This is a genomic window from Mobilisporobacter senegalensis (assembly GCF_003752155.1).
In the GTDB taxonomy this organism is placed as follows: Bacteria; Bacillota; Clostridia; order Lachnospirales; family Lachnospiraceae; genus Mobilisporobacter; species Mobilisporobacter senegalensis.
The window spans coordinates 158,070-183,980 of sequence record NZ_RJVG01000001.1; the positions used below are offsets into that span (position 1 = coordinate 158,070).

The window sequence follows — 25,911 nt, forward strand, 5'->3', positions numbered from 1 at the left end:
ATGACTACCAACTGTAACGCTTCCTTTTATAAATTGAAATGCTGCACTTTAAGTTAGTACTGATACGTGGTATTGTAACATAGATTTTTAAAAAAATCTATTATTTTATTATTCTTCTTCTATATATTCTAATTTACTTACAGAAACCTCGTAGGCAACTCTTTTTTCGAATTCATTCTCTGCTATTTTCTTTTGATACTCTCTACTTTGAATTCTTCCCCATACCTGTATATGTCCACCTACAGTAAATTTTTCTGCAAATCTGGCATTTCTGCCCCAGCAGATGCACGGAATATAATCTGACTTTCCATAAGGCCGGTTTACAGCAAGCAGGATATCTGCAATTTCTCTACCCAGAGGAGTCTTTCGGTAGACTGGAGCCTTACAGATGTAACCATCCAAGAAAATTGAATTAGGTTTGGAACTTACATAATCTTCCTCCAGAATTTTAATTTCACGAACAAATACCGATAATACTAATCGATTTTTATTTCCTTCATGTCGATTATAGGATCTGAATTGACCTGTTACTTCTATGTACTTGCCCTTATAATCTTCCTTCACATCTATAAGTCTTTCTGATATCATAAGTGGAATAATATCATAAGAATTACTTAAGCGATCAACTGAAACTTCTAAAATATAAAATCCTTCTCCAAATACATCGTGACTAAATGTAAAGCCACTTACTACCTCTCCTGCAATATTTACTTGATTATTATCAAATACTTTATCTGTCATATAGTACGACTCCTCTCTCTTTTTCCGCACAGAATTTACCTTCTGCTATGAATTAATTCCTTTACTATGTATATTCAGGTAAAGTCATTTTTAGAAGTAAATTTTTGTAAATTTAGAAAAAATTTTTTCTTGTATTATTAAAATTATATGTTACAATAGTAAAGTTGTAATAGTGTGTATATTGGGGTATGCTAAACCCATCTATATAAAGGAAGGATTAATATATGAAAATCAAAAGAGAAGACGTCAGAAACATTGCAATTATTGCACATGTTGATCATGGTAAAACAACATTAGTTGATGAATTACTAAAACAAAGTGGTGTTTTTCGTTCTAATCAAGTTGTACAAGAAAGAGTTATGGATTCCAATGATATTGAAAGAGAACGAGGAATTACAATTCTTTCCAAGAACACTGCTGTTTATTATAATGATGTTAAAATCAATATCATAGATACACCGGGACATGCTGATTTTGGTGGTGAAGTAGAACGTGTCTTAAAAATGGTCAACGGTGTAGTTTTAGTAGTTGATGCATTTGAAGGTGCTATGCCCCAGACCAAATTCGTTCTAAAAAAAGCATTAGAACTGGAATTACCTGTAATTGTATGTATCAATAAAATTGACAGACCGGAAGCCAGACCTCAGGAGGTCATTGATGAAGTTCTTGAATTATTTATTGATCTTGATGCATCTGAAGAGCAATTGGATTGTCCTTTCGTATATGCTTCTGCAAGAAATGGTATTGCTATTCTGGAACTTGATGAATCCCCTGAAAATATGAAACCATTATTTGAAACTATTATTGATTATATCCCAGCTCCTGAAGGAGATCCAGAAGCCGATACACAAGTACTTATCAGCACCATCGACTATAATGAATATGTGGGACGCATTGGTGTGGGTAAAGTGGATAATGGAACGATTAAAGTAAATCAAGATGTTGTAATTGTAAATCATCATGAGCCAGAAAAAAATTATAAAGTAAAAATTAATAAACTATATGAATTTGATGGTCTTAAAAAAGTGGAAGTAAATGAAGCAACAATTGGTGCCATTGTAGCTATCTCTGGTGTATCTGAACTTCACATAGGGGACACGATCTGCTCTCCTGCTAACCCCATATCAATTCCTTTCCAGAAGATATCAGAACCTACCATTGCAATGCATTTTATTGTAAATGATAGTCCCCTTGCTGGAAAAGAAGGAAAGTTTGTAACATCCCGCCATTTAAGAGAACGTTTATTCCGGGAATTAAATACGGATGTGAGTCTTCGAGTGGAAGAAACTGACACGACAGAAAGCTATAAAGTATCTGGCCGTGGTGAGTTACATCTATCTGTTCTTATTGAAAATATGAGGCGTGAAGGTTTTGAATTTGCGGTAAGTAAAGCAGAAGTGTTATATAAGAATGATGACAAGGGTAAATTACTTGAACCAATGGAAAGAGCAATTATTGACGTTCCTGATGAATTTACCGGAAATGTAATTGATAAATTAAGTCAAAGAAAAGGAGAATTACAAGGTATGTCAGCCTCAAACGGCGGTTATACAAGACTGGAATTCTCTATACCATCCAGAGGCCTTATTGGTTATCGTGGTGAATTTCTGACTGATACAAAAGGAAATGGTATTATCAATACATTATTTGACGATTATGGTCCTTATAAGGGGGATATCCAATATAGAAAGCAAGGTTCCCTTATTGCATACGAATCCGGCGAGTCTATTACTTATGGATTGTATAATGCACAAGAACGTGGTGTCTTATTCATTGGTGCAGGAGAAAAAGTTTATGCCGGCATGGTTATTGGACAGAACGGAAAAGCGGAAGATATCGAAGTTAATGTATGTAAACGTAAGCAATTAACAAACACTCGTTCTTCCGGTGCAGATGATGCCCTAAAACTTGTACCGCCAAAAGTTCTTAGCCTGGAACAAGCCCTTGAGTTTATTGACACAGATGAACTATTAGAAGTTACTCCGACTAGTTTAAGAATCCGTAAGAAAATATTAGATCCAACCCAACGTATGCGTGCCAAAAGAAATAGTTAATTCCTGCCTTGCAAACAGACGCTTTGCTTGTTACAAACAGACGCTTTGCCCCAGGGTATACCAAGCGGCTGGTGATTGTTTGATTTTATCTCAGTTAAGGTTTTTAGTTGTTCTAATTCTAATATAATTGCTTATAACATCACTTTGAAAAACCAACTCGCTTCGCTCAGACAGAATTTTTCAAAGTGATTGTCGCTCTTATATTAGAATAAGAACATCACAAAACCTTAAAATCCAATAAAATCAAACAATCACCAGTCGCTTCTATATAGACTGAGACGCAAAGCTGATATTGAGAAAATGAAAGAATTAATGATTAACTATTTGGCTGCTTTATTCTCTGGTTTTAATATTGGGGAAATAATAATAACTTTTTTTATAATCTACCATGTAATCTCTATATAAAAATTGTTCGTTATCCATATACTATTGATATTATATAGAAGTACATTTTATAGATTAATATAATTTAAATGGATGATTTAAATCAATTCTGATGTCACAGAATGATAAATGTAGTTAACTTGATCCATAGAATGTCAGCCTTGCCTCGAGATTTATATTAGAATAGTCTTTACTTAATTCTCCTTTTAGAACCTTTAAGGATTCATGTGGTTCTTATTCTTTTTTGATTGCGCCAATCTCGGCAAAAAATTCTGTTTGAGCGTAGCGAGTTGGTTTTTTCGTGAAGGCAACGAGCTGATCATCAGGATAGTTAAGCTAAAATCTCATGTTTACATAGAGATTGAGGCTTAATTATCCTGATAGTGGGCGACTGCCCACGAACTTAAGAAAAACGGAGTTTTTCTTAAGTTTAAAAGGCGAACCACTAGGATACTTAAGTGTGAAAAAAGAGAATTAGGCAATAGACTATTCTCAAATAAATTTAAAGGCAAGGAGTCATAATACCAGTCTCAATTATAAAAAAACTATAAAAATGTTTTTTATTTGTGGAAATGTGGTAGAATAAAGATTGGTTATTTTGTTACAAGACTTTAACGAAAGATAGGAAGGATAAAGAATGAATCTAGAGTTTAAAACCTTAGATGCAAAATCCATGGAGGAGTTTAAACATTACTCTGCCATGCGTGATATATATATGAGTGAAGGCACATTCATAAATCAATTTATTTGGTCTAATTTTTATAAAACCAAATATTACGTAAATGAAAAATATCTGTTTTTTTTAATGAAAATAAATAAACAACCTGCGACTATGATTCCCTTTTGTAAAAAAGAGGATATTTTAGACGCCTTTCTAGAAATGAAGAGATATTTTAACGAGGAGTTACATTTACCCCTAAAAATTTATAATATAGATAAGCCTACCCTGGAAGTATTACAGGAGTCAAAAGAGTTTAATGAGGAATTTAAAGTAATCCCAAGCAGAGATACTTCAGATTATATGTATGATGGAGATAAACTAAGGTCCCTGAGTGGGCGGGCTTTGCACAAAAAGAAGAATCATTTGAACAATTTCCTTAAAACTTATGATGGAAGATATGAGTATAAAACATTAAACTGCGAGCATATTGATGCAATCAAGGAATTTCATCTAAAGTGGTTAGAGAAAAGACAAATTGTTGATGAGAGAAATTTAATTGAAAGTGAAGAAACTGGTGTCTTTAAAATATTTGAAAATTGTTCCTTATTGGATTCTAAAATGGGGGGCATCTATGTGGACGGGAAACTTTCTGCTTATTCTATCGGCAGTTATTCTCCTTACACCAACTGTGCTTTCATACATATAGAGAAAGCAAATACTACTATGAACGGTCTTTATAACTTTATTAACCAGCAATTCTTAATTCATGAATTTCCAGACGCCAAATTAGTAAATCGTGAAGATGATCTGGGGCATGAAGGATTAAGGCAGTCTAAAATGTCATATAATCCAATTTATTTAGTTGATAAATTTCATGCTTTCCAGAAAAACGAATAAATACATTCAATCTTTTTAAATTATAGGAAGTCATATGCTTATAATAGCAATAAAGTCTTTCCTATAATTTAAAGAAGGTCCAGATTAAACCTGATATGCTCTCCCTGTTATTAGTAACTATAATAACATTCTTATGTAGGGATGATATCAGTAATCTCAGACCTTTTTTATATTTAATTATTATATGTATAATCTTATATAGTTTTATAAATCAATTGTGTTAACGAATCAATGATTTAATTTGAAACATTCTTTGATCTGTATATCCAGCAATCTTGACAATCGAATTAATGTTATATTGTTCAATAATATCTTTGAAATAATCTTTTAGCGTATCTTTAGAAATGATATTATTATTAAATTTATCTTTACTAACTTTAAGAGCTATTTTCTCATAAGACAGTATTGCTTTTAAAGCTTTTGGTCCATACCAGTTAAAAACTTCTACTACCCCTTGTATCAGTTCTTTTTCACGACTGGACAATGCTTCTTCACCAATATCCAAAGGAGAGATTCCTTTCGATATCATATTCTTATATATTTTTGGATAAGGCATATTCTCTTCACTAATTATGTAATCTTCTTCAAATAATTCCACATCATAAATTGCCAGTGAAAAACCTTGGGTATAATATAACATTGCTTGTACTGCTGATGCACAAATTTGCCCCTCTGTAATATTTACTATGTACTGAGCTACAACATCTAACTTAGAACCCATGAGCTTATTAAGAACTGCATTTTTGCTCTTCCGATAAGCCACTCCTGTCAATTTATCTTTATTCTGATTCAGTATTTTCAGATAATACACAGGATTATTAAGCAGCGTGCGTAACTTATTAGAATACTCGCTTGTTGGTATATCTCCGTCTATGTATCTGATTATTGTTGTCTCACCCCAACCCAACAATTTTGCAAGAGGTTTTTTACCAATGCGATATTCATTTAATATAACAAAAATATCATCCGACGTTATAATCGGTTCCTCATTCTTTATTTGTTTATTTTTTTCCATATTATGACCCTTTCTTATTAATTTTACCTCATCTTAATAATATGTCATTTTATTCAATTGTTCAACCCAAAAAAATAGTAAATTAGCACTATTTCGACAAAATTCTGGTAATATCTTTATTATATATCAGTTAAATTTTGTTAGAATTAATGGATGCTTTTGCTGACAGGTAATAAATTTGGTGGTAAATTTTAAAAAAGAGCCACCCTTACGGGCGGCATTCTCTTAATTCTTATGGGCTTTAAGATTCTTATAAGTCATTTAGGATTTTTATAAATTAGTAACGTCTTTGCCGGTAGATTTCATACATAAGAATAGCTGCTGCAATAGCAGCATTCAAAGACTCCACCCTGCCTTCCATTGGAATCTTTATATACCTGTCTGCCAGCTCAGCAATCTCCTCACTAAGACCATTGGCCTCATTTCCAATTAGAATTCCACATTTCTTCGTATAGTCCTCTTTGTCATAATCCTTTCTTCCTGCAAGATGTGCCGCATATAAGGCAACTCCACATTTCTTGGCCTTTTCCAATGTATCTTTGAGATCTTCCACATATATATATGGCATACGGTATATGGAACCCATAGTAGAACGAATTACTTTAGGGTTATATAAGTCTACACAGGATTTGCTCAGAATGATGCCGGTTACCCCTGCCCCTTCTGAAGTTCTAATAATTGTTCCAAGATTTCCTGGATCCCTTAAATCCTCCAGTATAACAAGATTAGCAGCCTCTTGATTCAAAATATCTTTAAGATCATAATGTTGTTTCTTAATAATTGCCATAATTCCTTGAGGGGTAATCGTATCTGAAACTTCTTTAAAGACAGTATCCTTTACAACTTCATAGGAAACGTTATTAAAATATTCCTCACTATATTTTAATAGGATATCATTATAGAGGGATTCGGATATATATACTTTTACAACTTTATCCTTTGGTACCTCCTCATACATTTTTATTCCTTCAATAACAAAGACATCCTGTTCATTACGTGCCTTTGCCTTTTTCTGAAGCTGCATTAAATTTTTTATCTGTCCATTGCTGCTGCTACTAATCAATTGCTATATCTCCTTATTATGAATTTACTTCCTTATTCTTTAGTATTTTAAGCTTATTTAATATTTCATTCTTACCTATTACAATAAGAACATCGTTTTTAGTAATATAATCATCCGCATCCGGATTAATGTTTAACTCATCATCTTGTTTAATGCCTATTACATTTAGCTTGTACCTGGAACGTAAATTTAAATCTTTTAAACTCTTGCCATCCCACTCGTCAAGTGGTTCTAATTCCATTAAACTATATGTTGATGATAGTTCCACTGCATCAAAGAAATTCCCCATAATGAGGTTATGGGCAACACGCATGCCCGTTTCCTTCTCTGGAAAGACTACCATATCTGCTCCAACTTTTTTTAAAATCTTTGCATGGAGATCCGTCTGAGCCTTCACAAGTACATATGGGATTCCTAATTCTTTCACAAGTATTGTTGCCATTACACTTGCTTCTAAGTCTTCACTCATTGCTATAACAGCACCGTCAAAATTACTGAGCCCTAAGGTTGAAAGAGTTTCACTATCTGTAGCATCTGCTTTTACTGCATAAGTAACAATGTCAGCAATATCTTTAATTTTATCTTCATTGTCATCTACTGCCAGAACTTCACAGCCACTTTCAGCCAGAGTAGTCGCTACACTCCATCCAAATCTACCAAGTCCAAATACAACAAATTCCTTTTTATCCATACTATATCCCTTTCTTACCTATATTGTCAATTATCCAACTAATATCTTCTCTTCCGGAAGACGTAATCCTTTACTTTTGTCTTTACTTACATTTAAAGCTAATGCCAATGAAATTGGGCCAATACGTCCTAAATACATAGTAATAATGATAATAATTTTACCTATTGGAGATAATGACAAAGTTACATCTCTTGAAAGGCCTACCGTCCCTAATGCGGATGCCACTTCGTATAAGATATCAATGAAATCTCTATTCTCTACTACGGATAAGCATATAGTAGAGACCATTAATGTTGTGAAGCTGAACAAGAAAACAGCTAAGGCTTTCTTTATATAACCATCTATTATTTTTCGATGATAAATCTCAACATCTTGTTTCCCTTTAATACTTGATAAAGCAGCAAGGATTAACACTGCTATCGTTACTGTTTTAATACCACCTGCCGTACCGGATGGTGAACCTCCAATGAACATAAAAATGACACCAATGAATGCGGAACCATTTCTTAAACTTTCTTGAGGTATTGTAAAATATCCGGCAGTCCTTAAAGTTACTGACTGGAAGAAAGAAGCCATTACCTTATTGCCCAAGGAAAGCTTTCCAATGGTAAGTTCATTATTATATTCATTTAAAAATATAAAAGCTGCGCCAAATAAGATTAACATTCCAGTTACTGTTAATGCTATTTTGGTATGCAAATCTAGTTTTTTGATATATTTTTTCATTGAAAATTGTTCTTTCACTGCCAATCTGCTTTTTTTAATAATATCCCACCAAACCGGATAACCAATACCACCTAATATAATTAATACCATTGTATTAATATTGATCAAAGGGTTTGTTTGATAAGGTACAAAGCTTGTTGGACCAATTAAATCAATACCTGCATTGCAGAATGCTGATATCCCATGAAAAATAGAATACCATATCCCTTTTATTACTCCAAACTCCGGAATAAATTGGAAGCAATAAAAAATTGCTCCAATTCCTTCAACTATGAGGGTCCCCTGCATGATTTTAATAGTTAATTTTACAAGTCCTCTTAAAGTATCAAGATTATATGCATCCTGTATTAATAGCCGGTCCATCAAAGTAATTCTTTTTCGAAGTATTAATAGTATTGTAGTTGTAAAGGTAACAACTCCAAACCCTCCAAATTGTATTAAGGCCAATATTACAACCTGTCCAAAAAAACTCCAATGCTCAGCTGTAACTACTGTTGTAAGACCGGTAACACATATGGATGTAGTAGCCGTAAATAAAGCATCTATAAATGGGGTAAACTCTCCATTTTTTGATGCTATTGGTAACGTTAATACACATCCTCCAATTAAGATTGCTATAAGAAAACCTCCGGTTATCATCTGGGTGGTTGTAAACTTTTTTTTCTTAAAAAATAACATTTTTGTCACCTCTGGTTTATGGCATATCCACTATTATAGTTCATCTATATAAATATGCAATACATTTTTCATTTTCTAACAGAATCTTAACATTGGTTATTATATTAATCATTTTTTCCATTATAAATACTAAAATATACGCAAAAAGGTAAGTCTTAAAAATATATTTAAGGCTTACCTTTTGTTAAAATGGATTTACTTATTATTCAATCAATAATTATTTAGGCTGACTCCTGCATATTACTCAATTTTGCTGCCTGATCAGCGGATATCAGGCTATCAATAATTTCATCAATATCTCCATCCATTATTGCATCCAGCCTGTGAACAGTTAATTTTATTCTATGGTCAGTAACACGTCCCTGTGGGAAATTATATGTTCTGATTTTTTCTGAACGGTCTCCCGTACCAACCTGGCTTTTTCTTGCTTCTGCTTCTGCATCCTGTGCTTTCTGTATTTCCATATCATATAATCTGGAACGTAAGACCTTAAGTGCCTTATCTTTGTTCTTTAATTGTGATTTCTCATCCTGACAGGAAATAACTATTCCTGTTGGGATGTGAGTCAAACGAACTGCGGAATCAGTAGTATTAACTGACTGTCCACCATTCCCTGACGAACGGAATACATCAAATTTACAATCATTCATATCAATTTCAATATCAACGTCTTCTGCCTCCGGCATAATTGCAACTGTGGCAGTAGAAGTATGAATACGTCCACCGGATTCTGTCACTGGAATTCTTTGTACCCGGTGCACACCACTTTCATATTTTAATTTGGAATATGCACCAAAACCGGTAATCATAAAGATTGCTTCTTTAAATCCGCCTAATCCGTTTTCATTTAAACTCATAGTTTCAACTCTCCAACGGTTTTTCTCAGCATATTTGGAATATAATCGAAACAATTCAGCTGCAAAAAGAGCTGCTTCATCTCCACCTGCTCCTGCACGGATTTCTACGATAACATTTTTCTCATCATTTGGATCTTTTGGCAAAAGAAGAATCTTTAATTCTTCTTCGATTTTACCAAGTCTTGCTTTGCATTCATTTAACTCTTCTTTTGCAAGTTCCCTAAGTTCTTCATCCGATTCTTCTTCTAACATTGCCAGACTATCTTCGATTCCTTCCTTTGTTGCTTTATATTCCTTATATTTATCAACAATAGGCGTAAGATCTGCTTGTTCTTTCATAAGTTGTCTGAATTTCGTCTGGTCATTTACAACGCTGGGTTCATTTAATTCATCCGTAATTTCCAGATACCTGTTCAGCGTATCCTCTAATTTATCAAACATACGTTATTCCTCCATTTATATAAAATGAATCTTCTTAATCATTATATTCTTCCATATGCAACTCTATTAAGCCCTGCCAGGTCTTTTATTATTTCCACATCATAGTATCCCGATTTTTTCAATAGTTGTACCAAATCAGGCCCTTGGTCATATCCTATTTCTAAGAATAACATCCCACCCGGATTTAGATATTTTCCGGCTTCCGCTGCGATCCTACGGTAAAAATGCAATCCATCTTCTTTTCCATCCAGTGCAATAAACGGTTCATGTTCTTTTACTTCTACCATTAGTCCATTAATATCTGCAGTAGGAATATACGGTGGATTGGATACGATAATATCAAATTTGCCTGTGACAGATTCAAATAAATCTCCATGTAAAAGAGTTACATCTACCTGATGGCTTTTAATATTTTCTTTGGCTATTTCAAGAGCTTTCTTTGATATATCTGTTCCAACTGCTCTCTTTAGCCTGCCTAATTTAGATAAGCTGGTGATTATACATCCAGAGCCTGTGCATAGATCAAGAATTTCTTTATCTTTTGCCACTTTCAGCACTTCTTCAACCAGAATTTCTGTATCCTGTCTTGGTATTAGAACACCCGGACCAACTTTAAATTTTAGTCCCATAAATTCCTGTTCCCCAGTAATATATTGTAACGGAACATTATCTGCACGCTTCTGGGTTAATGCAGTATATTCATCCATTTGAAGAGATGTGATTTCTCTGTCAGAGTGGAGGAAAAATTCTGCTCTGGTCACATTAAAATAGTATTCCATCAGATACCAGGCATCTAACTTTGCCTCTTTAATACCTTCTTCTTCAAGAGTTTTTACTCCTTTAGCTAAAGCTGTAGCTAATGTGATTTTGTTCTTTTTATCATTCATTTGATTTCTGATTCTCTATAAAATATTTATCCAGGGCACGAAGTATTTCATCGTCCTCATCTTCATCTTCATCCTGTAGAAGACTTTCTTTTGCTACGCTAAATTCTTCATTTACCTTTACAGGTTCTTGTTCTGCCACTGTCGTATTTTCAGCCAAATATGCCTTCCAATCGAAAACAGCTTCTACTGACTGAATTGCAACTTCTATCATATCATCCTCAGGTTCTTTCGTGGTGAGGCCTTGAAGCCATAACCCCGGTTTACTTAGTATCCCAACCAATTTAGAATCACTTTTCCCTGCCAGTCTGATAAACTCATAAGAAACTCCTGCAATTACGGGAACGAGTAACAAACGAATTATCACACGTAACCATACTGTATCTGTTCTTATAAACAGAAAGAATAATATACTAAAAAACATAACTATTAACATAAAACTTGTACCACATCTTTTATGTTCTTTACTTTGGATTCTCACATTCTCTACTGTAAGTTCCAACCCATGTTCAATACAGTTAATCGTTTTATGTTCCGCACCATGATATTGAAACACACGTTTTATATCTTTCATTTGTGAGATTGCTACTACATAAGTAATAAATATTAATATACGAATAAAGCCTTCGATAATTGCTAATGTTACCTGGGATTCAATATGGCTTTGGAAAAATTCCGCTATAAAAAAAGGAAGTAACATAAAGATTCCTATTGCCATTACTATGGATAAAAGTATTGTAAATCCCATGACAATCTTCTCTGCTTTTTCTTTAAATACTTTCGTGAATGCAGTCTCTATTTTCCCTGGTTTTATCTCTTCCTCTTCATAAAAACTGGCTGAAAAGGTAAGAGTCTTCATACCTATCATCATAGACTCAATGAATGCTAATATACCTCGAAATATAGGAAGCTTAAAAAGCTTATATTTTTCTGAAATACTTACAAATGTACTCTTTTCAATTGCAATCTCTTTCCCCGGTTTTCGAACTGCTACTGCATACACATCTTTATTCTTCATCATAACACCTTCGATAACCGCTTGTCCTCCAATGCCAGAAGATTTCATACCTTTTCACCGCTTTCTTTTATCATTTAAAAATAGGCTGAGATTAACAAACCTCAACCTGTTTTAATCATTACTTTAGTTTTCTTGACTTAAACCGTATCTACGGTTGAACTTATCAATAGCACCACGAGCTGCAGCTGCTTTTTGTTGACCAGTGTAGAATGAATGACACTTTGAACAAATTTCTACGTGGATATCTTCTTTTGTTGAACCAGTTACGAATTCATTACCACAGTTGCAAACTACTTTTGCCTGATAGTAATTAGGATGGATTCCTTCTCTCATATTTTCACCTCTTTACAAACTTTTCGTATTAAAGTTGGCTTGCACCAATTTTATCCTATCTTATAAACAGCTTTTTTATTATAGCATAGGTCATGAGTGATTGCAATAGTTATTTATACCAACTTAGTCTTTTTAATGATTTCAATAAATTCAGAATTTGATTTTGTCCGAAGGAACATTTCAAGGATTCTTTCTAATGCTTCATCTGATTTCATACCACTTAAAGCTCTATGCATCAGGATATTCGCTTCCAGCTCTGATTGATTTAATAACAGATCATCTCTTCTGGTACTGGATTTTGCAAGGTCGATGGCTGGGAAAATTCTCTTCTCAGATAAACTACGATCAAGAACGATTTCCATATTACCAGTCCCTTTAAATTCTTCAAATACTACATCATCCATTCTACTTCCGGTATCAACTAAAGCAGTGGCAAGAATGGTTAAACTACCACCTTCCCGCATATTTCTGGCCGCACCAAAGAATTTCTTGGGCATATGAAGGGCTGCCGGGTCAAGACCTCCTGATAATGTCCTGCCGCTGGCCTGTACCGTTAGGTTATACGCTCTTGCAAGTCTGGTTATACTATCAAGTAAAATAACTACATCTTTTTTATGTTCCACTAATCTTTTAGCTCTCTCAATAACCATTTCTGAAACTCTTTTATGATTCTCAGGAAGTTCATCGAAAGTTGAATAGATTACTTCAACATTTTTTCCTTCTATAGATTCTTTGATATCCGTTACTTCTTCCGGCCGCTCATCAATTAAAAGGATGATCAGACTCATATCCGGATAATTCTTTGTTACTGCTTTGGCTACTTGCTTAATAAGTGTTGTCTTACCTGTCTTTGGCGGAGATACGATCATCCCCCTCTGTCCTTTACCAATTGGAGAAATCAAATCTACCATTCTCATGGCAACTGTTGAACCGGAAGTCTCTAAATGAATTCTCTCATTTGGGAAGATTGGCGTTAAATCTTCAAATTTCTTACGTCTTGCTGCCTCTGCAGTATGAAACCCATTTACTGATTTTATGAATAACAAAGCACTAAATTTCTCATTTTGATTACGGATTCTGGTATTTCCTGTGATGATATCTCCGGTTTTCAAATTAAAACGTCTGATCTGGGCCGGAGATACATATACATCATTCTCTCCTGGCAAATAATTATCACATCGAATAAATCCATATCCATCTGGTAATACTTCCAGAATGCCCTCTTTTGTTTCTCCGCTATCCAGTTGTTCCATATCTGCACCCATTCCAGTGCGATTATTATTTACTCCATGGTGGGAATTGTTCTGGGTTCCCGCTGTGTTATTGGTGTTATAGTTCCCCCCATGTTCTGCCACTACGGAACTCTTTTGACTTTCACTGATTCCAGTTGTTTCTGCTGCCGAAATACTAGCATTATTTTCATCTGACAACTCATTTAAGGCATCAACTAATTCCTGCTTTCTCATAGAAGAAAAGTTTTTAAGCCCTTTACTTTTGGCCTCTTCCTTTAACGCAGTAAGAGACATTGTTTCATATTTATTTGCCATATAATTTACTCCTTTACATACTCATTGTTCAAATTAGGGTTTTATAAGATTCGATTAAGATTATTTCATATAAGATCTTTAATATTAGGAAAATATACAGAAAGTAATGTTATTCATACATAGATAAATTAAAAAATCTATAAAAATTTGCATCTAACTTTATTATACACATTTTTGAATACAAATCAATTTTTTTCATAAAGATTATTAAAAAAATTAATAGATTTTTTTGCCGATGTGAGTTATAATATTGAGGTTAATTTATTAAAGAACTCTAACAAAGATGTTAGTGTAGGGGGATTTCTACACTTTTTTTACATCTTTTTTTATTATTTCAAAAACAAGGAGGAAAAAAATGGCTGTTAAATACGTATTTGTAACCGGCGGTGTTGTATCGGGTCTTGGTAAGGGTATTACTGCTGCATCCTTAGGAAGATTACTAAAGATGCGGGGATATCATGTGACAATGCAGAAATTCGACCCATATATTAATGTTGATCCAGGTACGATGAACCCTATTCAACACGGCGAGGTATTTGTGACGGATGATGGAGCTGAAACAGATTTAGACCTTGGGCATTACGAAAGGTTCATCGATGAAAGCCTTACAAAAAAATCCAATGTTACTACCGGTAAAGTATACTGGTCTGTTATTCAAAAAGAAAGACGAGGAGACTTTGGAGGAGGAACTGTTCAGGTTATCCCTCATATCACTAATGAAATTAAAAGCCGTTTCTATCGCAATGAAGATTCAGCAGAAGACCGAATTGCAATTATCGAAGTCGGCGGCACTGTTGGTGATATTGAAAGTCAGCCATTTTTAGAATCTATCAGACAATTTCAGCACGATGTTGGACGGGAAAATGCCATACTAATACATGTAACCCTGATTCCATATCTAAAAGCATCTGGTGAAATGAAAACAAAGCCAACCCAGGCAAGCGTAAAAGAACTTCAAGGCATGGGAATCCAACCAAGTATTATTGTTTGCAGAACGGAACATCCACTAGAAGATGGTATCAAAGATAAAATTGCACTTTTCTGTAATGTACCTAGCAGCCATGTACTTCAAAATCTTGATGTGGATACCCTTTATGAAGCTCCCCTTGCCATGGAAAAAGAGCATCTTGCTGATGTAGTCTGTAAATGTCTTGAACTGGACTGTCCTGCTCCTGATATAAAGGAATGGGAAGACATGGTACACTCCCTGAAACACCCAGAAAAGAACGTAAAAATAGCTTTAGTAGGAAAATACACTCAATTGCATGATGCATATATCAGCGTGGTAGAGTCTTTAAAACACGGCGCTGTAGCACATAAATCCAGTGTAGATATCAAATGGATTCCATCTGAAGACTTAACAGATGAAAATTCAGACAAGCTGCTTGGTGATGTAAAAGGTATTTTAGTCCCAGGTGGTTTCGGGGACAGAGGTGTAGAAGGCAAGATAACAGCAATTCGTTATGCCAGAGAACATAAGATTCCATTCTTAGGTCTATGTCTTGGAATGCAGCTGGCAATTGTTGAATTCACCAGAAATGTGATTGGATTAAAAGATGCGCACAGCATTGAACTTAATCCTGATACTTCTCATCCGGTTATTGCTCTTATGCCTGATCAAAATGGAGTGGAGGATATAGGCGGTACATTAAGACTTGGCTCTTATCCTTGTGTTCTTAATGAAGCAAGTAAAGCTTTTGAAGTGTACGGTACCAAAATAATAGAAGAAAGACATAGGCACCGATATGAAGTAAATAACGAATACCGTGATGAATTCAAGAAACATGGTTTGAAATTGTCCGGTCTATCTCCAGATGATAGAATTGTGGAGATGATTGAATTACCGGATCACCCTTGGTTTATCGCCACCCAGGCTCATCCAGAATTCAAATCAAGACCGAACAGACCTCATCCTTTATTCAAAGGCTTCATTGGAGCTTCTCTGGAATATAATAAATAAAAAATAAGGCTTTTCAGGAAAAACGTCAAATAACGAAAAGAAAATATGTCTCTTCTTAATTTAATGACTCTTCCTGAAAAGCCTTATTTTAAATTTGTAAAACTACTTACCGCTTGGCTAATGATGCCAGTAAAGTACCTATAAAAATACAGATATCTGATATGTTAAAGATCACCTTTTTCAGCCAGGAGAAACTAAAATAGTCTACTACATAACCTTTCTTGATTCTATCATAAGTATTACTTAGCGCACCACCAATGATCAAAGATAAGCCAAATTTTAATAGCTTATTTTCTTTCTTCGGCAAAAGGATTGCAAATAATGTGAGAACAATTCCCAGTATGAAACAGGATAAAGCGAGCACCACTTCTTTTTGTTTCTCAAGAAAATTTAACATAGCTCCACTATTATGATATTTACTTAGAATAATCCTTCCTTTAAGGATTTTCTCATCTTTACCATATTGCTTTGTCTCTTCAATATATTTCTTAATAAAACCATCACCAATAAAAATCGATAAGATAATTATAACATAAATCATAAGATACCTCCTTTTATTTTACACTCCATTCTTTTGCTAATTCCTCATATATTTTTGCCTGTTCTTCATCCCCTATCTTTCTATAACAATCCGATAACCGTTTTAGCGGATAATCACCACCGTAGTGAATGTTTAAACTACTTCCAGCCTCATAGGCTGCATTATAGAACCAGATAGTTGCTTCCTTATAATCTTTCATTTCATAAAAATATTCTCCTAATTCATAGCATATTTCAGAAGATGGATTTTTATCCGCGATACCCTTGATTGAATTTTTTAATAGGTTGTGTATATCATCTTGTATTCTACAACATTTACATACAACACACTGAGCATCTTTCTTTTCATCCATTGTTCTCTCATCATCCTCTAAGACATTTAAAAAGAACTCTTTTGCTTCAATAAAATCCTTATCTGATCCTGCTATAAATAATTCTTTCGCATACATATTGACCAGCTTTTTAGAAAGCCTTTCTCCTTTTTCAAGCAAAGTTAAAAAAGTACGAAAATCTCTGCCAGCATGGTTTTCTGATGGTTTATGAATGATTTCTATATCACTATCATATATTACAGGATTTATTTCCACTGTTTCATGAATTTGATCTACCCACTGAAAGGTCCGAATCCTTTTATAAAGTTTTGGCCTATACTCAGAATCATAATTATATGTTGTCCCAAATTCCAGTTGGTTAGTATATAACATCTGAACAATCTCAATCTCCGGTAATAAAACTTGCTTCAATCCTTGAAATCTTTCTATATTTTCTTTATCAATCATTTCATCCGCATCTGCCACATAGATATAATCTTTTGTTGCTTTAGAAAATGAAAAATTTCTGGCTGCTGCAAAATCATGGATCCATTTAAAATCATAAATCTTATCCGTATACTTTTTAGCAATTTCTTTTGTTTGATCTGTTGAGCCCGTGTCGACTATAATAATTTCATCTGCAATCCCTTTTATACAATCTAAACATCTGGCAAGTATTGCCTCTTCATTTCTCACTATCATGCACACACTAATTGTTATCATTTTAAGTACCTCTCATTCAAAGAATGTCTACATTCCCCAAATGTAGACATTCTTTTTCTCATATTTACTTATCGATTCTGTAATTCTTTGATATCTCTGCTGTTTGCCGATACAGCAATCTTTAGCAATGCGATATCTTCTTCTGTTTTATCCATCCGGTCAATTTTATCAATTCTGGAAATAACAGTATCCCGATTCTCATACAGCAGATCAATTTTACGCATTACATCATTTTCAATGAAAATCCGTACATTTCTAAGTTCACTGTCAAAATGTGATTGATTCATCTGCAAATCTTTAATGTCAGACTTTACATTTGCCATGTCAGATTTTAATTCAGACACATCCACTTTCAATTCTTGTACATCTGTTTTCAATCCTTGTACGTCTGTTTTCAATCCTTGTACGTCTGTTTTCAATCCTTGTACGTCTGTTTTCAATCCTTGTACGTCTGTTTGAATACAACTAATTTGACCTTGAATTTCACCAAGAATATTCAGTATTTGTTTTTCCATATAACTCCTCCTTTCTTTCATTTCACAGCATCTCTCTGAGTAAAGTATAATATAATTTTTTTTAGAATTCAATAGTAGCTTGTACCTTAATCATAAACTTATCATTAACAAAAAAATACCAGGTATTTTATATTGAACCAGGTATTTTTAAGACCAAAAACCTTAATATATATTAAATCAATCCATGATTCATATTCATTAAGGTTTTATTATTCTAATTATAATATATCATATTTTATCTGATACACTTCAATAAATCTGAAAAAGTTGCCAGATCATAAGTTGCTAACTGGGTATATACTGCATCCCCAATTGCAGCCTGATCCATCCCGCCTTCAATTGCAGCTTCTAATCCTGATTTTGCATCTTCAACGACCAGACATTCTTTTGGAGAAAGTCCAAGATATTCACATGCTTTTAAAAATACTTCCGGGTCTGGTTTTGATTTCTCAATATTATTACCATCTGAAATGGCATCAAAATACCCTTCAAGTCCTAACTGTTCCAGAATATATCTGGCATTTTTGCTTGATGAACCAATGGCTAACTTAAGTCCATCTTCTTTCAATTGATCCAGTGTATCCTTTACTTCTTTGGACAAATCACTTGGTGACATATCCTCTAACAGCCTTTTATAAATATTGTTTTTTTCCTCACTATAGTTTTCTTTCTCTGTTGCTGTGAGACTTCCATTATAATTTTCTAATATGATTTCAAGACTGTCCATTCTACTTACACCTCGAAGTCTATTATTAATTTTTTCATCAAAATAAATCCCCAGTTTATCTGCAAGCTGCTTCCATGCCAGGTAATGGTATTTGTCTGTATGGCATATTACACCATCTAAATCAAAGATAATTCCTTTATATTTCATATGTAACCCTTTCTTGTTAAAACTTGATGTCATAATGGACAAATTCACTGAATGATAAAATATCCCGTACTGCTTATGCTGTTGCTTCGTACTTATTTGTCTATTGCTCATTAAATTCTTTCTATACTGATTGTATCTTTTAAATGATACTCTCTTCCATATACATGAATCACCTTTTCGTCTCCACTTACTAATGTAACTATACACATATCTTCTGTTACTTCAATTTTAATCTGGCTCTGCTCAAAAGTAACCTTAAATTGATAGCCACTCCACTTTTTTGGAAGGGATGGAGATAAAAATAATCCACTTTCCTTTAATCTGAGTCCTGCAAAACCATATACAACTGCCATATAATTGCCGCCCATATTAGCTGTATGGATGCCATCTTTCGTATTATGATGGGTATTAAACAAATCTAACTTGGCAGAATCTCCAAAATAATCGTATGCTTTCTCTTCCATTCCCAACTTAGAAGCCACAATACTATAGATACATGTTGACAGGGAAGAATCATGAGTGGTGACTTTTTCATAATAGAGAAAAGAATTACGAATTGTTTCTATCTTCTCGTCATCTTCAAAAATAAAATGAGCCAATACCGTATCTGCCTGTTTGCACACTTGATACCTATATAAATGCAATGGATGATAATTTAATAGTAGCGGGAATTTCTCCTTAGGCGTGTTCTTTATGTCCCACATCTTTTTCTGAAGGAAAGAATCATCTTGAGGATTGATCTTTAATTTCTCATCATATGGGAGAAACATTTTTTCTGCTGCCATTTTAAATTCTTCTATTTCTGACTGGCTTAAGTCAATCTTATCTGCCACCGGTTTTAACAAATTAAATTCATCCAATAAATGATAAAACTTCGCTGCCCAGTTTAAATGGTTCTTCGCTGATGAATTCGTATAATAATTATTATTGACCATGCAGGTATATTCATCTGGTCCAGTTACCCCATTAATATGAAACTCATCATTCACATAATTCCCAACATCAATCCAAAGCCTGGCGGTTTCAAAAATAATTTCTCCAGCTTTCCCGGCAATGAAATCCATATCTTTGGTTGCAAGATAATATTGGACAATGGAATAAGCAATATCACCATTAATGTGATACTGGGCGGTACCAGCGGGAAAATATCCTGAGCATTCTTTCCCATTAATAGTTCTCCAAGGATACAACGCTCCTTTTTTATGGCCCATAATTCTGGCATTTTCTCTGGCCTCTTCCAAGATGGAATAACGATATTCTATTAAATTTTTAGCTATCTTGGGATTCGTCAAGGTAAAGAATGGCTGGATATACATCTCTGTGTCCCAGAAGAAATGACCTTCATACCCTTCTCCACTTAGCCCTTTCGCTGCAATATTGCTATGTTCATCTTTTCCAACAGATTGGATTAGCTGGTATAGATTATAGCGCACTGCCAGACTAAGTTCATCATCACCTTCAATTTCAAGAGATGTTTGATTCCAGTAATCCGTTAAATATTCTCTTTGTTTCTTATAATGTTCTTCTAAACTCAGACTAAGAGCACAGTCCATCTCTTCCATAGCTTTTTGCTCACAATCCTGTTCCCTGATAGAATCACTAAAAACTGTATATTTCGTAAGGGTTATGGTTTCATTGCATACAATATTGCTCTCTATGGTACAAATTGCCTTATGTTCTTCAATACAAACATCCATGACTCCTGTTTTGGATAAACAGTTTTTTACACCAGTGCACACAGCTAATCCGGATTTGGATGTATGAGTCACAATAAAAGAAGCATCCTCAATTATTTTGGCACTATGAGGAAATAAGTGCCTAAAGCTCTCTCCCGCTACCCGAGGGTCCTCTGGATTGCAATAGTTCATTACTTCTCCAATATGGTTTGATTTAAATGTAATATTTCCTTCAAAATTTAAAGCCTTTACTGAATATTCTATGGTAAATAAAGACAACTGGTAAAAAGAAGTCATTCTTTTTATTATAATCTCTACTTCTTTTCCTTTTGGAGATCTCCAAACAACTCTTCTTGCTGTATATCCTTCACTCATATTCAGCCATCTTGAACTTTCCATTACAGTCCCTTCAAACATATTAAAAGGTTCATCATCAAGGAACAGATAAATACTTTGAGAATCTACCACATTTAGCATGGTTTGTTTTTCCTCTACAAAACCATATAATTTTTCAGCTTGTTTCATCTGTGCAATATCATAGAACCCATTAATATAAGAACCGCGAATAGAATCAAACCCCTCAGGATATCCTTCTTCAAAATTAGAGCGCACTCCTATATATCCATTGGCATTATGAAATACTGTCTCATTTAATATTAAATCTTCATTATTCAAGCTTAAGTCTTTTATTTCATAAATTGATTGTCTGTTACTCATTGTCTGCTCCTTTTGGCTATTTCACAGCTCCTGCTGCAACTCCCTTAATAATGTGCTTTTGTGCTAATAGATAGAAAATAATAACCGGAATGATCGTTAGTGTTAAACCTGCCATCGCTAAATTCCACTGAATTGTAAACTGTCCAAAGAAAGAAGCGGTAGATAGAGGAATCGTACGTAAATTCTTTTGGGAAATAACTAATGATGGAAGCAAATAATCATTCCATATCCATATTACATCCAGGATAATAACAGTTACCGTGGTAGGTTTTAACATTGGAAATACGATTTTGAAGAATGTCTGAAATTTATTACATCCATCAATGGTAGCTGCTTCTTCCAAAGAAACAGGAATTGACTTGATAAATCCATGGTACAAAAATACAGCCATACTCGCACCAAAACCAATATTCATGTATATTAATCCACCTAATGTATCAATCATTGGAATATGCAATGTGTCTCTGATCCATCCCATTACCTGCATTAATGGCATCATTAATGTTTGAAAAGGAATTAGCATGGTTGCCACAAAAGTCATAAATAAAATCCGGCTAAACATATTATCTACTCTAACCAACATCCAGGCTGTCATAGCAGCCAATATAACAATACATAATATGGATATCCCTGTAACAATAAAGGAATTACCAAATGCTTTTAAAAATTCCATCTTCTTCATAGCTTTTTCATAAAATTCAAAACTGAATTTTGATGGTAATGCTAACATATCTTCATATAGCTCTGCTCTATTCTTAAACGAATTCACAATAACTATATAGATAGGAAACAGGTACAATGCACAAACTAAAACAGCCAATAGATTCAATAGAAATTTCTTTATTTTATTCATTACATTGACACCTCTTTCTTCTTTGTAATGGATACTTGAACTAATGTTACAGAAGCTACTACAATAAAGAAAATAATTGCCTTAGCCTGACCATATCCATAATTGTTCAATTGGAAGATTTCATTATAGATATTCATGGCAAACATTTCCGTTGCATTGTTTGGTCCCCCACCTGTTAATGATAAATTCACATCAAAAATCTTGAAACAGTTGGATAGGGTTAAGAATAGACAAATTGTAAAGGAAGGCATGATGAGGGGAAATTTAATACGGAATAATGTATTAAAAAATCCTGCTCCATCCACAGCTGCTGCCTCTATCACATCTTCTGGTATTCCCTGAATCCCCGCAATATATATGATCATAATATAACCTGCCATCTGCCATGTAGCCACCACTACAAGGGCAACCAAAGCATAGTCATAATCTAATAGCCAATTGAAAAAGAAATTTGTAAGTCCCGTTTGTTCTCCTATATTCGCAAATGCATCGCTGAATATAAACTTCCATATGTATCCCAGAATCAAACCACCAATAAGATAAGGCATAAATAACATCGTTCTTGCCAAATTGCGTACTTTTAATTTTGTTGTAACAATAAGTGCAAATGTAAGTCCTAAAACATTAATAATGATTATGGCTAATAACGTAAAAAATATCGTGTGACCTGCAGAAGATAGGAATCTTGTATCTGAAAACAATTTTATAAAATTATCAACTCCCACAAAAACCTTCGGGTTTAAAGGCAACCCATCCCATGAGAAAAAAGAATAACCAATACCGATAATAAATGGAATCAACACAACAGTTGTAAATACAAATACCAACGGCAGCGTAAATAGTCCATACCAGAATTTATCACTTTTTCTCTTCATATATCATTCCTCCTTATTTTTAGTCTTTCCAAGCAAACTATAATGTAAGAAATCTAACACCTGCTTATTCATAGAATGGATCTTAAACATTCTACTGCCATAGATTAAGCTATTAAGAAGATGTTAGATTTCTTTCATTATTAGTTCAAAATTAATTATTTATTTGCCTGAACCCATGCTTCATCCAATGCTGCAAGGAATTCTGCCCCTGTCATATCTGTTGTAAAGAATTGTTCTGCTACTGGAACTAAATATACATCAACAATACCTGCCGGCCAGTTTGTCATTGGCCAGGAAATAGTCTTACCTTCTGCTGCATATTTTGCTACTTCCTGTGATAAAGGATCTAGTTGTGGACTTTCCATACCTTTGACAACTGGAATAAATCCGAATTCTTCCATAAGATATTTTGTACCTGTCTCACTTGTATATAACCATTCTAAGAATGCTTTACCTGCATTAATTTCTGCTTCAGACGCTTGAGAATTCACGAACCAGGCAGTTGGAACGCTAACTGCGATCTTATCGTTTCCGTTAAGTGGTAATCCCATCATTCCCATTTCAAAGTCAACATCATAATCTTTGAACATACCATATGACCAGTTACCTTGATGAATAGAAGCTGATTTACCGGTTGCAAAATCGCCAGTTTCTTTGTCATAATTTACTTCTAATGGATTGTTCGTATTTTCTCTGATAGCTTCCATAAATTTTCCAAACTCTTGGAATTCTGGTGTATCAGCCATCTTTACTTCACCTGCATTTAATTTTGCAAGGAATCCTGCTGGATCTGCTTGTAAAGCAAATGGTGTATTAAGAATATGTCCAATCAGGAAATAAGCTTCTTGTGATAAACTGAATCCATTGATACTTTTTGCTTTCATTTCTTTTAACATATTGGCAAAGGCATCATAGTTGTTAACCTTTGCAGGATCAATTAAGGATTTATTATAAACAAGTCCAAATCCTTCTACTGTATAAGGAACACCAACAACTTTACCATCTGCCTGTGGAGCCATACCTTCAGCGATGTCACCAACAAATGATAGATCACTTAAATCTGCAACATAAGCTTTTAACTGTTCTACTTCAGCACCCGGTTGAAGAGAAAAAACAGTAGGACCTTGATTATTGCTTAATTTCGTCTTTATTTGTTGTGGATAATCATCACCAGTTGTTCCCCAAACTTCCACTTCTACTCCAGTTTCTTCTTCATACGCTTCTGCTAACGCTTCCAATTGATCTGAAATTTCAACTTTAGATTGGAATACTACGATTTTTTTTGCCATCTCTTTTTCAGGTTCAGTAGTTTCAGCTTCATCTGCCCCTTCTACCTCAGTAGATGTTTCAACTTCAGGTTTTGTTTCTTCTTTCTTTCCACAACCTGTAAGAGCCATTGCTGCTACCATAGAAGTTACTACGAAAAGACTTATTACTTTTTTCAATTTCATGATTCCCTCTCCTTTTTTATGTTCTACTAACTATGTATTCTTTGTAAAACGTTATACTAATATAATATGACATATTGCTTAATATGTCAATATAAAACCATTTGTTTTTAGTATATATGTATAATTTTGATTATTATTCACAAATCAGAATCAAAAAAAATCATATATAACCGCCTTTTATCAGCAAGTTATATATGATTTCATAAAACTTTTAGTAAAATATTTATTTTATTTTACTAACAAGAACACTGTTTCTCCATTTTACTTTTGCAGAGATACGAAACGGTTCTACGTTTCTCCTCCCTTTCACATTCTCAATTAAATACCTTGCGGCTAAGAACCCTCTCTCATAATTTGGTATTGCCACCGTTGTAAGCTCCATTGCTTCTGCCAGATCACAATTATCAAACCCTGTAATTGCTATATCTTCCGGAATTTTTATCCCATTTTCGCGAAATGCCTTCATGGCACCAATCGCCATGTTATCATTGGCACAAACTAATATCTCCGGCAATTCTTCTCCCAGCATAATGATCTTGGCTGCAGAATAACCACTCTTTTCACGATAATCTCCAGAGAAATAATTCTTTCTCTGAAATACAATATTATTATTCTCTAAAACATCTGAGAAGGCCTTATAACGTTCCTGATTATCTGCCGTATGCTCTGGTCCTCCAAGAAAGCCAAACCTGCGATAACCATTATCCACCAGCTGCTGCACCATTTCATACATAGGATCATAATTATTGACAACTATACTCTTTATGTAGGGATTATCCGTAATCCTGTCCAGGGTTACGATTGGATATCTTTCACTTGCAATCCCATTTAATACATTATCTTTCATCTTAGCATCTAATATAATTGCTCCACTGGTTAAATTACTCCTCATATATTTCTCACAGGATTTCTCAGTACATATAATTAAATCAAAATCATTATCATTCACATAATCACTAATCCCCTTAATAATTCGAAGATAAAAGCTACGATCAAAATCACTGAAATTAAAGAGAATCGTATCACTAGTGCCAGATTTCAAGGTTTTTCCAATGGTATTAGGATAGTAGGACATCTCTTTACACAACTGTAGAATACGTTCTTTCGTATCCTCTCCAACATTCTTCTTACCGTTTAGTACATTGGAAACTGTGGATATGGATACTCCTGCAGCCTTTGCAATGTCTTTGATTCCAACCATTGTAATACCCCCTAAGTGAATTTTATCTCTGAATTTGTATTTACAGTTCAGCTATAAGCTCGATTTTGCTCCGCTACATCTCGCTTTGGCAGAGCGCCATATAGAAAGTAATGTATAATCTGCCCTTAGTATGCAGGCATCCACGTGCAATTTGTACATTACTTTCTGCATGGCTGAACTGTTTATAAAATCATTTTACTTGATGTCGAGGGATTTTACAAGAGA

The 25,911-nt window shown here is 34.1% G+C and carries 22 protein-coding genes; 3 read left to right on the forward strand and 19 right to left on the reverse strand.

Annotation, left to right across the window (positions count from 1 at the left end; translation table 11 throughout):
* Positions 1-108: 108 nt before the first annotated feature.
* On the reverse strand, positions 109-741 hold the full coding sequence (locus tag EDD66_RS00625) for a single-stranded DNA-binding protein (protein WP_123607606.1): 633 nt from the start codon (positions 739-741) through the stop codon (positions 109-111).
* A 224-nt stretch (positions 742-965) separates the two neighbouring features.
* Between EDD66_RS00625 and typA the strand changes: the two genes are divergently transcribed.
* Positions 966-2,795 carry a translational GTPase TypA gene (typA, locus tag EDD66_RS00630; RefSeq protein WP_123607607.1) on the forward strand — a complete coding sequence of 610 codons (1,830 nt, stop codon included), beginning with the start codon at positions 966-968 and terminating at the stop codon, positions 2,793-2,795.
* 1,021 nt (positions 2,796-3,816) lie between these two features.
* On the forward strand, positions 3,817-4,737 hold the full coding sequence (locus tag EDD66_RS00635; RefSeq protein ID WP_123607608.1) for a DUF2156 domain-containing protein: 921 nt from the start codon (positions 3,817-3,819) through the stop codon (positions 4,735-4,737).
* A 220-nt stretch (positions 4,738-4,957) separates the two neighbouring features.
* Here the strand turns inward: EDD66_RS00635 and EDD66_RS00640 are convergent, their stop codons facing one another.
* The 9 genes from EDD66_RS00640 to rho all read right to left on the reverse strand — a co-directional run bounded on the left by EDD66_RS00640 (position 4,958) and on the right by rho (position 13,990).
* Entirely contained in the window at positions 4,958-5,752 is a 795-nt protein-coding gene (locus tag EDD66_RS00640; protein WP_123607609.1) for a hypothetical protein, read from the reverse strand.
* A gap of 277 nt (positions 5,753-6,029) precedes the next feature.
* Complete coding sequence (locus EDD66_RS00645) at positions 6,030-6,815, reverse strand: TrmH family RNA methyltransferase (RefSeq protein WP_123607610.1); 786 nt, start codon at positions 6,813-6,815, stop codon at positions 6,030-6,032.
* A 16-nt stretch (positions 6,816-6,831) separates the two neighbouring features.
* Complete coding sequence (locus EDD66_RS00650) at positions 6,832-7,506, reverse strand: potassium channel family protein (protein ID WP_123607611.1); 675 nt, start codon at positions 7,504-7,506, stop codon at positions 6,832-6,834.
* A 30-nt stretch (positions 7,507-7,536) separates the two neighbouring features.
* Positions 7,537-8,910, reverse strand: a complete 1,374-nt coding sequence (locus tag EDD66_RS00655) for a TrkH family potassium uptake protein (protein ID WP_123607612.1) — start codon at positions 8,908-8,910, stop codon at positions 7,537-7,539.
* A 221-nt stretch (positions 8,911-9,131) separates the two neighbouring features.
* A complete protein-coding gene (gene prfA / locus EDD66_RS00660) occupies positions 9,132-10,208 on the reverse strand; it encodes a peptide chain release factor 1 (RefSeq protein WP_123607613.1) in 1,077 nt (358 codons plus the stop codon).
* A 41-nt stretch (positions 10,209-10,249) separates the two neighbouring features.
* A complete protein-coding gene (gene prmC, locus EDD66_RS00665; RefSeq protein WP_408632097.1) occupies positions 10,250-11,074 on the reverse strand; it encodes a peptide chain release factor N(5)-glutamine methyltransferase in 825 nt (274 codons plus the stop codon).
* 13 nt (positions 11,075-11,087) lie between these two features.
* Positions 11,088-12,158, reverse strand: coding sequence for a DUF1385 domain-containing protein (locus EDD66_RS00670; RefSeq protein WP_123607615.1), 1,071 nt, complete (start codon positions 12,156-12,158; stop codon positions 11,088-11,090).
* Between the two features lie 75 nt (positions 12,159-12,233).
* Positions 12,234-12,443, reverse strand: a complete 210-nt coding sequence (gene rpmE / locus EDD66_RS00675) for a 50S ribosomal protein L31 (protein WP_123607616.1) — start codon at positions 12,441-12,443, stop codon at positions 12,234-12,236.
* A gap of 113 nt (positions 12,444-12,556) precedes the next feature.
* Positions 12,557-13,990: a transcription termination factor Rho gene (gene rho, locus EDD66_RS00680; protein ID WP_123607617.1), complete on the reverse strand. Its 1,434-nt coding sequence runs from the start codon at positions 13,988-13,990 to the stop codon at positions 12,557-12,559.
* Positions 13,991-14,345: 355 nt separating this feature from the next.
* Between rho and EDD66_RS00685 the strand changes: the two genes are divergently transcribed.
* Entirely contained in the window at positions 14,346-15,950 is a 1,605-nt protein-coding gene (locus tag EDD66_RS00685) for a CTP synthase (RefSeq protein ID WP_123607618.1), read from the forward strand.
* A gap of 106 nt (positions 15,951-16,056) precedes the next feature.
* Here the strand turns inward: EDD66_RS00685 and EDD66_RS00690 are convergent, their stop codons facing one another.
* The 9 genes from EDD66_RS00690 to EDD66_RS00730 form a co-directional block, all read right to left on the reverse strand.
* Positions 16,057-16,491, reverse strand: coding sequence for a signal peptidase II (locus tag EDD66_RS00690; RefSeq protein WP_123607619.1), 435 nt, complete (start codon positions 16,489-16,491; stop codon positions 16,057-16,059).
* Between the two features lie 13 nt (positions 16,492-16,504).
* A complete protein-coding gene (locus EDD66_RS00695; RefSeq protein ID WP_123607620.1) occupies positions 16,505-17,524 on the reverse strand; it encodes a glycosyltransferase family 2 protein in 1,020 nt (339 codons plus the stop codon).
* A gap of 68 nt (positions 17,525-17,592) precedes the next feature.
* Entirely contained in the window at positions 17,593-18,039 is a 447-nt protein-coding gene (locus EDD66_RS18325; protein ID WP_170164199.1) for a hypothetical protein, read from the reverse strand.
* Positions 18,040-18,274: 235 nt separating this feature from the next.
* On the reverse strand, positions 18,275-18,913 hold the full coding sequence (pgmB, locus tag EDD66_RS00705) for a beta-phosphoglucomutase (RefSeq protein WP_123607622.1): 639 nt from the start codon (positions 18,911-18,913) through the stop codon (positions 18,275-18,277).
* A gap of 110 nt (positions 18,914-19,023) precedes the next feature.
* Positions 19,024-21,306: a glycoside hydrolase family 65 protein gene (locus EDD66_RS00710; protein ID WP_123607623.1), complete on the reverse strand. Its 2,283-nt coding sequence runs from the start codon at positions 21,304-21,306 to the stop codon at positions 19,024-19,026.
* A gap of 16 nt (positions 21,307-21,322) precedes the next feature.
* On the reverse strand, positions 21,323-22,159 hold the full coding sequence (locus EDD66_RS00715; protein WP_123607624.1) for a carbohydrate ABC transporter permease: 837 nt from the start codon (positions 22,157-22,159) through the stop codon (positions 21,323-21,325).
* Positions 22,159-23,034, reverse strand: coding sequence for a carbohydrate ABC transporter permease (locus tag EDD66_RS00720; protein ID WP_123607625.1), 876 nt, complete (start codon positions 23,032-23,034; stop codon positions 22,159-22,161). The genes EDD66_RS00715 and EDD66_RS00720 overlap by 1 nt, the downstream gene beginning before the upstream one ends.
* 155 nt (positions 23,035-23,189) lie before the next feature.
* Positions 23,190-24,485 (reverse strand): ABC transporter substrate-binding protein, encoded by a 1,296-nt coding sequence (locus EDD66_RS00725; protein ID WP_207667734.1) that lies wholly within the window; start codon positions 24,483-24,485, stop codon positions 23,190-23,192.
* 223 nt (positions 24,486-24,708) lie between these two features.
* Positions 24,709-25,686: a LacI family DNA-binding transcriptional regulator gene (locus tag EDD66_RS00730; protein WP_123607627.1), complete on the reverse strand. Its 978-nt coding sequence runs from the start codon at positions 25,684-25,686 to the stop codon at positions 24,709-24,711.
* Positions 25,687-25,911: the final 225 nt, after the last annotated feature.

Bases quoted from the DNA above. Each gene is read 5' to 3' on its own strand.
- rpmE (WP_123607616.1), bottom strand. From the start codon at position 12,443: ATGAGAGAAGGAATCCATCCTAATTACTATCAGGCAAAAGTAGTTTGC.
- typA (WP_123607607.1), top strand. From the start codon at position 966: ATGAAAATCAAAAGAGAAGACGTCAGAAACATTGCAATTATTGCACAT.
- EDD66_RS00725 (WP_207667734.1), bottom strand. From the start codon at position 24,485: ATGAAATTGAAAAAAGTAATAAGTCTTTTCGTAGTAACTTCTATGGTA.
- prfA (WP_123607613.1), bottom strand. From the start codon at position 10,208: ATGTTTGATAAATTAGAGGATACGCTGAACAGGTATCTGGAAATTACG.
- EDD66_RS00720 (WP_123607625.1), bottom strand. From the start codon at position 23,034: ATGAAGAGAAAAAGTGATAAATTCTGGTATGGACTATTTACGCTGCCG.
- EDD66_RS00670 (WP_123607615.1), bottom strand. From the start codon at position 12,158: ATGAAATCTTCTGGCATTGGAGGACAAGCGGTTATCGAAGGTGTTATG.
- EDD66_RS00690 (WP_123607619.1), bottom strand. From the start codon at position 16,491: ATGATTTATGTTATAATTATCTTATCGATTTTTATTGGTGATGGTTTT.
- EDD66_RS00650 (WP_123607611.1), bottom strand. From the start codon at position 7,506: ATGGATAAAAAGGAATTTGTTGTATTTGGACTTGGTAGATTTGGATGG.
- EDD66_RS00710 (WP_123607623.1), bottom strand. From the start codon at position 21,306: ATGAGTAACAGACAATCAATTTATGAAATAAAAGACTTAAGCTTGAAT.
- EDD66_RS00695 (WP_123607620.1), bottom strand. From the start codon at position 17,524: ATGATAACAATTAGTGTGTGCATGATAGTGAGAAATGAAGAGGCAATA.
- EDD66_RS00655 (WP_123607612.1), bottom strand. From the start codon at position 8,910: ATGTTATTTTTTAAGAAAAAAAAGTTTACAACCACCCAGATGATAACC.
- EDD66_RS00730 (WP_123607627.1), bottom strand. From the start codon at position 25,686: ATGGTTGGAATCAAAGACATTGCAAAGGCTGCAGGAGTATCCATATCC.
- EDD66_RS00685 (WP_123607618.1), top strand. From the start codon at position 14,346: ATGGCTGTTAAATACGTATTTGTAACCGGCGGTGTTGTATCGGGTCTT.
- EDD66_RS18325 (WP_170164199.1), bottom strand. From the start codon at position 18,039: ATGGAAAAACAAATACTGAATATTCTTGGTGAAATTCAAGGTCAAATT.
- EDD66_RS00625 (WP_123607606.1), bottom strand. From the start codon at position 741: ATGACAGATAAAGTATTTGATAATAATCAAGTAAATATTGCAGGAGAG.
- EDD66_RS00640 (WP_123607609.1), bottom strand. From the start codon at position 5,752: ATGGAAAAAAATAAACAAATAAAGAATGAGGAACCGATTATAACGTCG.
- EDD66_RS00635 (WP_123607608.1), top strand. From the start codon at position 3,817: ATGAATCTAGAGTTTAAAACCTTAGATGCAAAATCCATGGAGGAGTTT.
- pgmB (WP_123607622.1), bottom strand. From the start codon at position 18,913: ATGAAATATAAAGGAATTATCTTTGATTTAGATGGTGTAATATGCCAT.
- EDD66_RS00715 (WP_123607624.1), bottom strand. From the start codon at position 22,159: ATGAATAAAATAAAGAAATTTCTATTGAATCTATTGGCTGTTTTAGTT.
- rho (WP_123607617.1), bottom strand. From the start codon at position 13,990: ATGGCAAATAAATATGAAACAATGTCTCTTACTGCGTTAAAGGAAGAG.